The 12,867-nt window shown below is 57.9% G+C and carries 9 protein-coding genes and 2 tRNA genes; 3 read left to right on the top strand and 8 right to left on the bottom strand.

All coding sequences use genetic code 11. The features are described from left to right. Positions 1–81 precede the first annotated feature (81 nt). The 4 genes from JOE33_RS07340 to JOE33_RS07325 all read right to left on the bottom strand — a co-directional run bounded on the left by JOE33_RS07340 (position 82) and on the right by JOE33_RS07325 (position 4,861). Positions 82–1,416, bottom strand: coding sequence for an AcvB/VirJ family lysyl-phosphatidylglycerol hydrolase (locus JOE33_RS07340; protein ID WP_032616055.1), 1,335 nt, complete (start codon positions 1,414–1,416; stop codon positions 82–84). After that, on the bottom strand, positions 1,416–4,058 hold the full coding sequence (gene mprF, locus JOE33_RS07335; RefSeq protein ID WP_003409381.1) for a bifunctional lysylphosphatidylglycerol flippase/synthetase MprF: 2,643 nt from the start codon (positions 4,056–4,058) through the stop codon (positions 1,416–1,418). The genes JOE33_RS07340 and mprF overlap by 1 nt, the downstream gene beginning before the upstream one ends. A 349-nt stretch (positions 4,059–4,407) precedes the next feature. After that, a tRNA-Met gene (locus tag JOE33_RS07330) sits at positions 4,408–4,484 on the bottom strand. A gap of 300 nt (positions 4,485–4,784) precedes the next feature. Beyond that, positions 4,785–4,861: transfer RNA gene (locus JOE33_RS07325), tRNA-Met, on the bottom strand. A 261-nt stretch (positions 4,862–5,122) separates the two neighbouring features. On the opposite strand from JOE33_RS07325, the gene dinB reads away from it, so the two are divergent. After that, positions 5,123–6,184 (top strand): DNA polymerase IV, encoded by a 1,062-nt coding sequence (dinB, locus tag JOE33_RS07320; RefSeq protein WP_122530291.1) that lies wholly within the window; start codon positions 5,123–5,125, stop codon positions 6,182–6,184. A gap of 41 nt (positions 6,185–6,225) precedes the next feature. On the opposite strand, the gene JOE33_RS07315 is transcribed toward dinB, so the two are convergent. From JOE33_RS07315 to JOE33_RS07305, 3 genes are all read right to left on the bottom strand, one after another. Further along, positions 6,226–7,182, bottom strand: coding sequence for a hypothetical protein (locus JOE33_RS07315; RefSeq protein ID WP_032616059.1), 957 nt, complete (start codon positions 7,180–7,182; stop codon positions 6,226–6,228). A gap of 65 nt (positions 7,183–7,247) precedes the next feature. Continuing rightward, on the bottom strand, positions 7,248–8,963 hold the full coding sequence (locus tag JOE33_RS07310; protein WP_032616061.1) for a proline--tRNA ligase: 1,716 nt from the start codon (positions 8,961–8,963) through the stop codon (positions 7,248–7,250). Positions 8,964–9,134: 171 nt separating this feature from the next. Continuing rightward, the gene (locus JOE33_RS07305) at positions 9,135–10,478 is read right to left on the bottom strand and encodes an OprD family porin (protein WP_122591871.1); all 1,344 of its coding nucleotides are present in this window, start codon (positions 10,476–10,478) and stop codon (positions 9,135–9,137) included. 858 nt (positions 10,479–11,336) lie between these two features. On the opposite strand from JOE33_RS07305, the gene JOE33_RS07300 reads away from it, so the two are divergent. Next, the gene (locus tag JOE33_RS07300) at positions 11,337–11,768 is read left to right on the top strand and encodes an HIT domain-containing protein (protein ID WP_187626013.1); all 432 of its coding nucleotides are present in this window, start codon (positions 11,337–11,339) and stop codon (positions 11,766–11,768) included. Next, positions 11,765–11,971 (top strand): SlyX family protein, encoded by a 207-nt coding sequence (locus JOE33_RS07295; protein ID WP_003364741.1) that lies wholly within the window; start codon positions 11,765–11,767, stop codon positions 11,969–11,971. The genes JOE33_RS07300 and JOE33_RS07295 overlap by 4 nt, the downstream gene beginning before the upstream one ends. A 64-nt stretch (positions 11,972–12,035) precedes the next feature. Here the strand turns inward: JOE33_RS07295 and JOE33_RS25985 are convergent, their stop codons facing one another. After that, positions 12,036–12,644: a cold-shock protein gene (locus JOE33_RS25985; RefSeq protein ID WP_025990972.1), complete on the bottom strand. Its 609-nt coding sequence runs from the start codon at positions 12,642–12,644 to the stop codon at positions 12,036–12,038. Positions 12,645–12,867: the final 223 nt, after the last annotated feature.

Raw genomic sequence — 12,867 nt, 5'->3', positions numbered from 1 at the left:
GGCCGGGCTATCCGGCAGCGCAGATAAAAAAATCCCGGCAACCTCACGGTGCCGGGATTTTTTTTGTCGCAGACTGTGGCGTTATTGAGCGGCAGTCTTGCCCTGACGCTTGTTGATCGCGTCGATCAGACGTTTGGCCAGCGCCGGATAGTCCTCATCGAAGTGATGACCACCTGGCAACTGAACCGCTTCGCCGACGGCAGTGGTGTCGGTGCAACCGCTGTCTTTCTTCTCTTCGACGCCGTAAACGCAGAACACCTTGGCGGCTGGCAACTTGGCCATTTCCTGTCCGGTGGTGGCTTCCTTACCCGCGTTGCCGAGCCAGCCGTCAACGTGAATCTCGAAGCTGCCGGTGCGCGCGAAGGCCAGCAGAATGATCGCGTCAACCCGGTTCTGATCGTCTGCCGCCAGGCGGTTGTAGATGGCCGGCATGACGTCCGCACCGAACGAGTAGCCAGCCAGGATGAAGCGCTTGGTGCCCCATTTCTGACGGTAGTGGTTCATCAGGTCGGTGAGGTCGACGGCGGTCTGTTCCGGCGTCTTGTGTTCCCAGTAGTAGCGCAATACGTCGATGCCCACTACCGGGTAGCCCATCTTGGCCATGTCACCGGCCACGACTTTATCCAGGTCGCGCCATCCGCCATCACCGGACATGAACAGCGTCACAGTGTCGGAAGGTTGGCTGGCTGGGACTTCGACTGTCGGTATGCCCAGTCCGCCGCTGTCGTTCTCGCCGAGCAGCAGGTGACGAAGTTCGGTGTTGAGCACCTGAGGCAGCGGAATGTCGTAGTCGCTGATGCTGGTGTCGGCGTTGCTCTGGTCGCGTACAAATGCTGCGCTCGGATCATCCGGCGCGTCGTTCCAGGCGGCCAGCCAGTGTCCGTGTGCAGCCTTCTGCGGCAGCGGCACGTCGCAGATCTGTGGCGGCTTTTCGTCCTCTTCCACAACAGGCGGCGGATTCGAGGCATGCTCAAGCGCAAAACCTACGGATATGGCCTGCGCCTTGTCATCGGCCTGCCCGGCCAGCCAGCGCCAGGCCAGTGTCGCGCCAGGGCCTATGCCACCGACGACCTTTGCAGGGCCGTCGAGCTTCGTCAGCGCGTCCTGAAAGGTCTTTTGTTGCAGGACGCAGTCGTCCTTGGGCAACACCACCTGAATGATGCGTGCCGACGCATCCTTGCTGATCGCCAGCAATTGCTTGTCGGTCAGCATGTCTTCAGCGGTGACGGCCAGTGCGATACGGGTCTTGATGCTGGTGGCCGGCGTTACGCTGGTCAGCGGCGCGCCCCCGTCAAGGTTCGAATGTTCCAGTGAGGCGGGCGGGGCGGGGCGGGTCCAGACCCAGACTCCCAGCGCTACGATTAAAAGAACAATTACCAGAGCTGCGAGCAAAAGGCGCCAGGAGCGTCGAATCATCAGCGTTTCACCAATCCAGTCAGGCCGCCCGCAATCAGGGCGGCGGTGTCAGCCAGTGCCACGAGCGGATCAAGTCCGGCAGGCACAGCCATATAACGAGGTTCCCAATCGGGCTGGAACTTGTCCTTGAAGCGACGCAGCCCCTGGAAGTTGTACAGCTGTTCGCCACGGCGGAAGATCATCGAACCCAGACGCTGGGTGATGGGTGCACCGCGTCGTGGCTGCAGGCCCGACAAAGGCACCATGCCCAGACTGAATCGCGCGTAGCCCTGGGCTTTGTAATGCAGAATCAGGCCGACCATCATGAATTCCATGGTCAGCTTGGGTGCATCCGGGTGCGAGCGCATCAGGTCAAGGCTGGCCAGTTCCGGGCTGGTGGTTTCCAGCAGGTTGGAGAACGCAACCGGCTTGCCCTGGAAGTGCACGATGGCAATTCGGAAGTACTTCAGGTACTCAGTACTGAAGCGGCCCAGCGAGAAGCCTTTTTCACGGACATTCTTGCCCGTCAGCCAGGCATCGGAAATCACTTTCAGCTCGTCGATCGGCGCCTGGCCCGGTTCGTAGATCTCCAGCGAAAGACCGTCGCGGCCACCCCGGTTCCAGGTGTAACGCAGGTCTTTCATCTCTTTGCCCTTGGCATCGATGTCGAAGCGACGCAGGTCGACGCGCGCCTCTTCACCCAGCTTGATAGCCGTGAGACCGATGTCCATGTAGAACGGCAGGTTTTCTGCACGTACCTGATAGAACACTGGACGCGCATGGTGCACGTCGCACAGGTCGCGGAACTGCCAGATCAGCTCGGCACGCTGCTGTGTGGGGCCGATCGGGTCGTAAAGCGCTACCAGGCTGCGGCCGCGATGCGAGTACATCAGAAACGCATTGCCGGCCGGATGGAACAGGATGGCCTTGTCGCCGGTCAGCACCAGGCCGCCATCCGGCTGTTTGGATGCTTTGAGGATCTCGGCCGCCTTGTCCAGGTCTGCCGCGTCGGGCAGCTTGATAACCGGTCTGGCAGTGCGCAGCAACCAGGTCAGCGAAACCACCACCAGCAGCACTGCGCTGCCCAGCGCCGAACGCAGGCCACGCGGGGCGTCGGCATCGAGGGTGAACTGCCACCACAACTGGTGACTGTAGGGCACGTCCTGATAGGCGAACAGCAACAGCCAGATCGAGGCCCCGACCACGCAAATGCTGGCAATCAGGTAGACCGGTGAGAACGGCAGCTCCAGCAGGCGGCTTGGACGGTAGAACGAACGGCGGAATGTCAGCAGCAGGCAGGCGGTCAGCAACAGCATGCTGGCCTCTTCCCAGTCGAAGCCCTTGAGTATCGACAGCACTGCACCTACCAGCAACAAAATAGAGGTCAGCATCCATGCAGCCGACAGTCGACGACGCAGGCCCTGTGCCAGCAGCAGGCACAGCACACCTACCAGGCTGGCCCCGAAGTGCGACGCATCGATCAGTCGATGCGGGATCATGAAGCCGACGTTTTCGAGACGGGTATCGATTTCAGGGGTGGCACCAGAGAAGAGCAGCACCACCCCCGACAAGAAAACCAGTAGTGCCAGAATCGGTGCCGCCAGCCCTGAAGCGACGCGCATGGCCTGCCGGGTCGGCAGCAGGCGCTGGGCCTCGGTAAACAGCAGGGTAAGGCAAGCCAGCAGCAGCGGCAGGATCACGTAGATCAGGCGGTACAGCAGCAGCGCAGCAGCGAGGGGGGCGGCACCCAGCTCGTTGGCGAAGGCTGCGAGCAGAATCGCCTCGAAAACGCCGACGCCGCCAGGCACATGGCTGAGCACGCCGGCAGCGAGCGCCAGCAGGTAGATAAGAATGAAGGCGCCCAGCGGTGGCGCATGCGGCAGCAGCAGATACAGCACCATCGCTGCGGCGGCGACGTCCAGCGCGGTGATCACCAACTGAATAAGCGTCAGCTTCAGGTCCGGCAGGCGCAAGGTACGACGACCGAGACGAACCAGAATATTGTGCGGGATATCCTGTTCCGGCAGGCGACGACGGTAGACGAACACCGCCAGCAGCAGACTGCCGATCAACACCGCGGTAGCGACTACAGCCAGCACATCGACCGGAAGCTTGAGTGCCAGTGACGCGCCTGACAGGTTGCTCAACGTGGCCAGTGCAGCCAGTGGCGGCAGCGCACAGCCCAATGACAGGCTGGCGAACACGGTCATGCGGGCGATTTCGATTGCGCCTACGCCATGGCGTGAATAAAGCCTGTAGCGTACCGAACCACCGGACAGCATCGACAGGCCGACCGCATTGCCGATGGCAAACGAGGTGAAGCCGCCGAGAAGCAGCGTCTTGATTGGCAGGTCGACATTGGCGTAACGACTGGCGGACAGTTCATAGCCCATCAGGATGATGTAGCCGACGATTGCCGCGAGCAGCGCACCGCCCAGGGCGGGCAGGGGGACTGCGAACAGCGAGTCGTGCAGCGCATACCAGTCCATTTCGACCAGCATGTGGCGGCAGGCTATAAGGGCCAGGCTGAACAACAGCAGCATCACCGCCAGCCCTATGGGCTGTCGGTATTTGCTCAGCAGCTCCCGCCAGTTATGGCGCGGTGGGCTGACCGGTTGTTCTGCATCAATGGTTTCATTGGAATCGGACATGTTGTCGCGCATCAATCACTCCTTGGATCGTGCGCGACAGGATGGAGGTATGCAGCCAAGTTACCAATCCCTACGCAGAAAATATTTCAGGATGTTAGCGCGTCAACGTCTAACGAGCGAATAGCGAATCGAGCCGGGTGATGCTGTTCAGCTACGGTTCAGTCGTGATTCAGCTTAGTAACACCTATCGGCAGCGCACGCAAAAACTGTCGTAAATGCACGCATTACGTTACAGATGTGATGATAGGGTTTCAAAGGGCTTTGGAAATAGTCTTTTTTGTCAGGCAGTTAGCCGTTGCCCGCGCTACTTTTTTACCGGAAACAAAAAAGGCCACTCTTTCGAGTAGCCTTTCTTGATGTTTGGTTGCGGGAGCCGGATTTGAACCGACGACCTTCGGGTTATGAGCCCGACGAGCTACCAGACTGCTCCATCCCGCGTCTGTGTGGCGGCATTCTACAGCCGAACGCTGAAGTGTCAACCCTTAATCCGGAAAGCATGCGAATAAGTAGCGTATTGTGCTCATTTTGCACGCCAGAGGCCGGATGCTCGTTTTTCAGGGCTGCATGTCTGCGTGGAGCATTATCAGCAAGGCGGGTGGCCAGGCAGTGAGGATTTGCCGCAGGGCGTCGCGAGCGCTTTATAGCTGCGCGAGGCATGGGCAATGTCCTGGCTTGAGAAGGGCGCTTTTCAGGCGCGCACAAAAAAGGCCACTCTTTCGAGTAGCCTTTTTTGATGTTTGGTTGCGGGAGCCGGATTTGAACCGACGACCTTCGGGTTATGAGCCCGACGAGCTACCAGACTGCTCCATCCCGCGTCTGTGTGGCGGCATTCTACAGAGAGATGACGAGGTGTCAATGGTTAGTTTCAAAAAAGTGCTTTTTCTTCAAATGCTTAGCGGATCCAAATGATCGGTCTGCTCGGCATCGGCGCTTGCATGACGGGCCTTTGCAGCTGTTTCGGTCATCCGTGATGGGCTTTTGACTGCTTTTCATGACGACCTTTCACATCATTGGATGTTACTTGCCGGTACGAATGAGATACTGCGCGGCCATTGATTGCAAAATCCCATCAGGTCATGACGCAGCGCAAAATCATCCACATCGACTGTGACTGCTTTTATGCAGCCATTGAAATGCGTGACGAGCCCGACCTCGCTGGCAAGCCGCTGGCGGTCGGCGGCTCTGCGGAGCGGCGCGGGGTGATTGCGACCTGTAATTATGAGGCGCGCGCCTACGGTGTGCGTTCGGCCATGTCGTCCCGGCATGCGCTCAAGCTCTGCCCGGACCTGACCATCGTCAAGCCGCGCATGGATGCTTATAAAGAAGCATCGCGGGAAATCCATACGATCTGTCGGGATTACACCGACCTTATAGAGCCGTTGTCTCTGGATGAGGCCTTTCTGGACGTGTCCGAGGCCGGGCACTTTTCCGGGAGCGCCACGCGCATCGCGCAGGACATCCGTCGCCGGGTCTCGAATCAGCTGCATATCACGGTGTCGGCAGGCGTTGCGCCCAACAAGTTTCTCGCCAAGATCGCCAGCGACTGGAAAAAGCCCAACGGGTTGTTCGTCATCACGCCGGATCAGGTCGAGGATTTCGTCGCCTCCCTGCCAGTCACCAAGCTTCATGGCGTAGGAAAAGTCACCGCAGACAAGCTCGGCCGACTGGGTATCGTCGATTGTGCCGACCTGCGAAGCCGCAGCAAGCTCGCGCTGGTCAGGGAGTTCGGCAGCTTTGGTGAGCGCCTCTGGAGTCTGGCGCACGGGATCGATGACCGGCCGGTGCAGAATGACAGCCGGCGTCAGTCAGTCAGCGTTGAAAATACTTACGACACGGATCTGCCCGATCTGGCGGCCTGCCTGGAAAAGCTGCCCGACCTGCTGGAAACCCTGAGTGGCCGGATGGCCAGAATGGAAGGGCAGTACCGGCCCGGCAAGCCGTTCGTCAAAGTGAAGTTTCACGATTTCACGCAGACGACTCTGGAGCAATCCGGAGCCGGCAGGGATCTGGGCAGTTATGAACAGTTGCTGGCTCAGGCGTTCGCTCGCGGTGGCAAGCCGGTCAGGTTGCTGGGCATAGGCGTACGTCTGCACGATCTGCGTGCAGCCCATGAACAGCTGGAATTGTTCTCTCGATAATGACTGTGACTGGCCGCGGTTAAACGCCGCGGCCTTTCACGTTACTGGCTCTGGGCAGGAACGGCGACCAGGCGGCCGGCGTCTCTGGCGAGTGACTTGAGAAATTCACCCTGCAGTTGCGGATCGTTGCGCGTCAGTTCGATCAGGCTCTGTTCCAGCTCGCTGGCTTCTTCTTCCAGGCCCATATCAGAAAGACGTTTGACGCGATGCACCCACTGGCTGACCTCGTCATCTTCAAGATCGTCGTAGATCAGGGCGTGCGCCTCCAGCAACTTGCCGCGTAGCGAATGGCTGATGGGCAAACTGGCGTTTGCGTGCGCGCTGTCCTGATCGTCTTCGACATTGATATAGATGCGCGTGATGCGGCTCAGGTCCTGTTCGGCAAACGGACTGTCCAGCAGGTTCAGGCGCAGAATGCCGTTGCGGTCAGTGCTCATTTCGTGAGTTTCATTGCCAGCCTTGACCATCACCGGGCGTTCATTCCAGGGCAGCGTGGAGTTCTCGATCCGCTTGTCCTTCTGAACCTCGTCGATGCTCGCCAGATTCTGCTCGGCGCGGCCGTGGGACGGGGCATTCATGAACGGGTTCATGCCTGCCACGCCGTAGTGAATCCAGTCCTTGGTCATGCTTTCCGGCAAATTACCCAGCGCAAACACATTGACCACGTTGGCCCCGACACCCGCGACAACAGCAACCGCGCCGAGCGGGATCTCATAGACCTCCCGCCATGGTTGGTAAGGCGTGTAGCGGTCATAGTGGCGGGTGACTTCAAAGTCGGTGACTTCGAACGATTTGTGCTCGTGAATCCTTACGCGGCGTTGCGGCAACTCCAGTGTCTTGGGTTCGCCGATATCGACTTGCAGGGTATGTTCGAGCAGTTTGCGTTCGACTCGCTCCTCGTGCTCGCTGCGCTGAGAGAGCTGGTTGGCACAGCCGCCGACGAGAAATGAGCCGCACAGAACGGCGCTGCCGAGGCTTAGGGTGCTTCGTTTGAGCATGGGATCTCTGATGCGGATTGGGCGAGTGAAGAGCGGCGCACCTGCGAACAGGTGCGCCTTTTTACTCAGCGGTTCACTTTGCCCTGGATGAACGACAGCACGTCCGCGACCGCAATGGCTTGCGGCTGCGATTCGGTACGGCTCTTGTATTCCAGATTGCCTTCGGCCAGGCCTCGGTCACTCACCACGATGCGGTGCGGGATACCGATCAGTTCCATGTCGGCGAACTTGATGCCCGGGCTGGTCTTCTTGTCGCGGTCATCGAGCAATACTTCAAAACCGGCAGCCGTCAGGTCGGCGTACAGTTTGTCCGTCGCTTCGCGAACGGCCTCTGTCTCGTAGCGCAGCGGGATCAGTGCAATCTGGAACGGCGCGAGGGTGTCGTTCCAGATGATGCCGTTTTCGTCGCTGTTCTGTTCGATGGCAGCTGCAACCACTCGGGAAACACCGATGCCGTAGCAACCCATCGCCAGATTGACCGGCTTGCCGTTTTCACCCAGCACCTGGCACTTCATCGCTTCGCTGTACTTGGTGCCCAGCTGGAAGATGTGACCCACTTCGATGCCGCGCTTGATTTCCAGCGTGCCCTTGCCGTCAGGGCTCGGGTCGCCCGCAACCACATTACGCAGGTCGGCCACGGTCGGAACCGGCAGATCGCGCTCCCAGTTGACGCCGAAGTAGTGTTTGTCATCGATGTTCGCACCAACACTGAAGTCGCTCATCAGCTCGACGGAACGGTCGATGATGCACGGCAGTGGCAGGTTCAATGGGCCCAGGGAACCTGCGCCTGCGCCAATAGCGTCGCGCAGTTCGGCTTCGGACGCCATGACCAGCGGGTTGGCGACCTGTTCCAGCTGGCTGGCCTTGATTTCATTGAGCTCGTGATCGCCGCGGATGATCAGGGCGATCAGCTTGCCTTCTTCGGCAGCATGGACCACCAGGGTCTTGACGGTTTTCTCGATTGGCAGACCGAAACCTTCGACCAGTTGGGCGATGGTCTTGGCGTTCGGCGTGTCGATCAGACGCAACTCTTCGCTAGGGGCAGGGCGCGTCTTCTCGCGAGGAATCGCCTCGGCCTTTTCGATGTTGGCTGCATAGTCGGAGCCGTCGCTGAACACGATATCGTCTTCGCCGGATTCGGCCAGTACGTGGAATTCGTGCGAGCCTGCGCCGCCAATCGAGCCGTTATCGGCTTCGACCGGGCGGAACTTCAGGCCCAGTCGGGTGAAGATATTGCTGTACGCCAGATGCATGCGGTCGTAGGTGACCTGCAGCGATTCGTGATCGGCGTGGAACGAGTAAGCGTCTTTCATGACGAACTCGCGTCCACGCATCAGGCCGAAGCGTGGGCGGATCTCGTCACGGAATTTGGTCTGGATCTGATACATGTTGATCGGCAGCTGTTTATAGCTGTTGAGCTCATTGCGTGCCAGATCGGTGATGACTTCTTCATGGGTCGGGCCCAGGCAGAACTCGCGGTTGTGGCGGTCGACCAGACGCATCAGCTCCGGGCCATACTGCTCCCAGCGTCCGGATTCCTGCCACAGCTCTGCGGGTTGAATGCCGGGCATCAGAATTTCGAGTGCGCCCGCGGCGTCCATTTCTTCACGAACGATGGCTTCGACCTTGCGCAGTACGCGCAGGCCCATGGGCAGCCAGGTGTAGAGGCCGGAGGCCAGCTTGCGAATCATGCCGGCGCGCAGCATCAGCTGATGGCTGACCACGACCGCATCGGAAGGGGTTTCTTTCTGTGTGGCGAGCAAAAATTGACTGGTGCGCATGGTTGGCCGTTGTCGGTTGCTGAGACAGGAAATGACCTGGCATTGTACGGCGCTGTTCCGGTCGCGTACAGGGCGGGGCTGGCTTGCAGGTCGCAGGAAGACGCTTTCCTGTCCTCATGAAAAAGCCCGGCATGTGCCGGGCTTCTTCTATTAACGAGTGCTGAGTGGTGATTACAGGATCGAGATCGGGTAATCGACAATCAGGCGGAACTCGTTGACGTCGCCGTCTGACTGGGCATCGTTACCACGGTGCCATGCCTGACGCATACGGAAGGACAGATCTTTGGCTGGGCCAGTCTGTACGACGTATTTGGCTTCAAGGTTGGTTTCGTGGTGTTTGCCGTCTTCGCCGTACATGCCTGCATAGGCGCTGGACGCATTTACCTTGGTGCCGTCTATGTCGTCACCGTTCAGGTAGCGGGTCATGAAGCTCAGACCTGGAACACCGTAAGGTGTCATGTTCAGGTCGTAGCGCACCTGCCACGATTTCTCGCCTGGGCCGTTGAAGTCAGAGTACTGAACAGAGTTGGCCAGGAAAATCGAGTCACCGCCACGGTTCTGGCTGCCGATACCGATGTAGTCAAACGGCGTATCACCGTCAACCTTCTGGAAGGCAACAGTAACTGTATGAGCTGCCAGGAATGAATAGGCTGCCGACGCGGAGTAGGTCGTGTTGTTGATCGAGCCGGCTTTGGCGCTGCCTTCATCAAGTGTGCGATACAGATTGACGTCAAACGCCAAGGATTGATCGTTCCCCAAAGGCAGTGCGTAGTTCACATTGCCGTAGTACTGATCCCAGATGTCTTCAAGCTTGGATGCGTAGAACGCTACGCCAAGCCCGTCGGTGATCGCATATTTGCCGCCCACGAAGTCAGCGCTTTTCGCAGGCAAGCCGTTAAAGTTGTTTGCGTAGGTTGCCCAGATCGTACCTTCATGGCTCGTCGTGTCCTGACTGGTACCCGAGTAGAAGTGACCTGCTTCCAGATCGAGACCGGAAATCTCACTGCTTTGCAGGCTCAGACCGCTCGCGGTTTGAGGCAGAAGGCGCGAACCACCCACAGCAAATACCGGGCTGGTAGGTTGCATGTCACCGATTTTCAGCTCGGTTTTGGAAATACGGAATTTGACTGCTCCGCCTAATTTGCCAAATGTATCTTTATTATCCCGATCAGGCCCGTCAGCGCTGGTGGCGAGGTTACCTGAACCCGAGTATTTATCAGGGCCCCATAGCTTGAGACCGCCGTAACCGAAAGCCTCAACGCCGACGCCGATGGTGCCTTGGGTATAGCCGGAGCTGAAGTTGGCCAGGATACCTTGAGTCCAGTCGCGATCGTCTTGAGATCCGCCTTTCTTGTCACGGTTGTAATAGTAATTGCGCAACTTCAGGTCAAGTGTGCTGCCTTCCACAAAGCCCTTGGCATCAGCCTGATCGCTGACGAAAGGTGCGGCTGTTGCCATTTGGGCGCTGGCGGCCGTAACGGCCAGTGCGATTGCGCTCCACTTCATCACTCTCATCGTGATTGCTCCTTTGGTTTTTAGAAGATTTTTTCTGCCGTCCCACCTGTTTTTTTATCTGGGCGGCTCTTTCTATTTTTGTCGGCGGAATCTATATCACGCTGACTTGGGTTGCTATAGCTACAGCCTTATCCTTTCAGAATCTTTACGACGCGCTGCCGGGCTGGCCTGTAGTGGCATTCTGCACTTGGCCCGTTAGGTCAAAGTGCGGTTCGTCACAGCGTCCCCCGGGGTCGCAAGCCTTGTTTCCCTTGATTCTGGTACCCCTGTTTTCCGCCAGGGTTGCCGTCATCATATGGGTGATAAAGCAACAAGCGTGCACAAAGTTTCCGAAAATGAAAAAATTTTGTGAAAAATCAGAATCAGGATCGCCTTTTTGCTCCATCTGACTGTTTTCAGTGACTATTTTTATTTTTTTAAAATACCTCTGGCTTTTCTCCCTCGAGGGTGGGCGCTGCCCTTATCGCCCAAAAACGTTACCGGTACCGACTTGTGTTGAGTAGAAAACGAATCTGCTGTGTTGCTGTCGCAACAGCAGTGTGTGATTTTGGTGCAGTGCCTATCGGGCTCGCCTGAACCTGGAGCATTGCTCTGGCTGGCGATCATGGTGAGGCAGTAGGTGTTTCATTTTCATGTATCCGATGACGGCAATTGTAAGGCGGTGGTTAAAGGTGGGGCTATTTACGGCGACGTCTGCTTCCAGTCGAAGGCCTCAAATCGGTGCGCCGATGTTGATTGCGGGTGCATTCTGGTGCACAGGTGAAGCGTCGCGCGAAGCCTAGTATCCTGCCTGCCTATCGCAGCACCCTGTTACCGACAGGGCAGGTACATTCACCTGGCAGTCAGGAGCTTTTTATCGTGTTCGTTCTGGATTCCCGCCTTCAACAAGACACCCTGCCGATCGGCGACTTTCCGCTGTGCCGGTTGCTACTCTCCAACGACAGCCAATACCCATGGTTCATTCTGGTGCCGCGTCGGGCAGACATCACGGAAGTCTTTCAACTGACTGCTGCAGATCAGATGCAGTTGTGGCAGGAGACGAGCGCACTGGCCGAGCTGCTGAACGAGCTTTTCGATGCTGATAAAATCAACGTTGCCGCATTGGGCAACGTGGTGAGTCAGCTGCATATGCACGTCATTGTGCGCAAGCGTGACGATGCCGCATGGCCTGCTCCCGTTTGGGGCAAGCATGCCGCGACTGCTTATACCGACGAACAGCTCTCGGCAATCCGTCGGCAACTGAAGCCGGTACTGACAAATGATTTTCGATTTGAGGGGGAGCAATCATGAGCCTTGAAGAGCGAGTCATGGAGCTTGAAAGCCGTATGGCCTTTCAGGACGATACGATCCAGGCACTCAATGACGTACTGGTAAAGCAGCGGCGCGAGCTTGATCATCTGCAACTGCAGATGGCGGCGATGCTCAAGCGTCAGGAGGAAATGGGCAGTCAGTTCGAGACCTTCGAGGAAGATGCGCCGCCACCTCACTATTGATGGGCTGCCATAAAAAAACCGCGACCTCCGTCAGGATGTCGCGGTTTTTTATTGCTTGAAACAATTAGCGGCGTGGCAGGGCTGCGATGACATCTTCGGCCTGCAGGCCTTTGTCGCGGTTCATCACGGAAAATTCGACGCGCTGCCCTTCGACCAGTACGCGATGACCCTCACCGCGAATGGCGCGAAAATGCACAAAAATATCGTCGCCGGAATCCCGGGAGATGAAGCCGAAGCCCTTGGAGGTGTTGAACCACTTTACGGTGCCAGTATCACGATTTCCCATGTCGTGGCTTTGCGGCGCGGACGAAGGGGTGTAAGACCTGTAAAAGCTGACGCCCAGATGCAGGACGACGGCTACGATAGCGACAGCTAGGCTGACCAGAATGGCGGGTTGACCTGCGATGTCGGGTAGAGGAACAAGCAAGGTTAGCGTCTGTACGATTACCGCGATGACAAGCAGTGCACTGACCAGATTTTGCAACGTATGACGCGGGCCTCGATTCCAGTAAGGGATTACCGGAGCAAGTATCAGGTTAAGCAGGCCGAGGAAAGCCAGGCAGATCGCGTCAGGATTTTGCAGGTAGAGAGAGGCCGCTTCACTACGCAGGCTGGGTATGAAAGAGAGCAACAGGGCTGCTGCTCCCGTCACCAGATGGACAATTTTCAACATTTTAAAAAGCTCACATGCAAGAAGGATTACAAGAAATAGCTGGTGGCACCCGGTACGCTTCTGAACACGATGAGGCGTGATGCACGGACGCTGGGCCAGCCTATGTGCCAGCGCTGAATGGCAACTCGATGGCGACACGCGGTGTATTTAACAGCAAAGCCTGATCCTACTCAAATCAGCAATCGATAATGGTGCCGGTGTCTCTCCGGCCTTGGCAGTCGAC

This window comes from Pseudomonas sp. PvP027 (genome assembly GCF_017833005.1).
Classification (GTDB): domain Bacteria; phylum Pseudomonadota; class Gammaproteobacteria; order Pseudomonadales; family Pseudomonadaceae; genus Aquipseudomonas; species Aquipseudomonas congelans.
Note: the sequence above shows the minus strand (reverse complement) of the source record. Positions and strands in the feature narration are given on the sequence as shown.

Bases quoted from the DNA above. Each gene is read 5' to 3' on its own strand.
- JOE33_RS07340 (WP_032616055.1), bottom strand. From the start codon at position 1,416: ATGATTCGACGCTCCTGGCGCCTTTTGCTCGCAGCTCTGGTAATTGTT.
- JOE33_RS07310 (WP_032616061.1), bottom strand. From the start codon at position 8,963: ATGCGCACCAGTCAATTTTTGCTCGCCACACAGAAAGAAACCCCTTCC.
- mprF (WP_003409381.1), bottom strand. From the start codon at position 4,058: ATGCGCGACAACATGTCCGATTCCAATGAAACCATTGATGCAGAACAA.
- dinB (WP_122530291.1), top strand. From the start codon at position 5,123: ATGACGCAGCGCAAAATCATCCACATCGACTGTGACTGCTTTTATGCA.
- JOE33_RS07305 (WP_122591871.1), bottom strand. From the start codon at position 10,478: ATGAGAGTGATGAAGTGGAGCGCAATCGCACTGGCCGTTACGGCCGCC.
- JOE33_RS07315 (WP_032616059.1), bottom strand. From the start codon at position 7,182: ATGCTCAAACGAAGCACCCTAAGCCTCGGCAGCGCCGTTCTGTGCGGC.
- JOE33_RS25985 (WP_025990972.1), bottom strand. From the start codon at position 12,644: ATGTTGAAAATTGTCCATCTGGTGACGGGAGCAGCAGCCCTGTTGCTC.
- JOE33_RS07295 (WP_003364741.1), top strand. From the start codon at position 11,765: ATGAGCCTTGAAGAGCGAGTCATGGAGCTTGAAAGCCGTATGGCCTTT.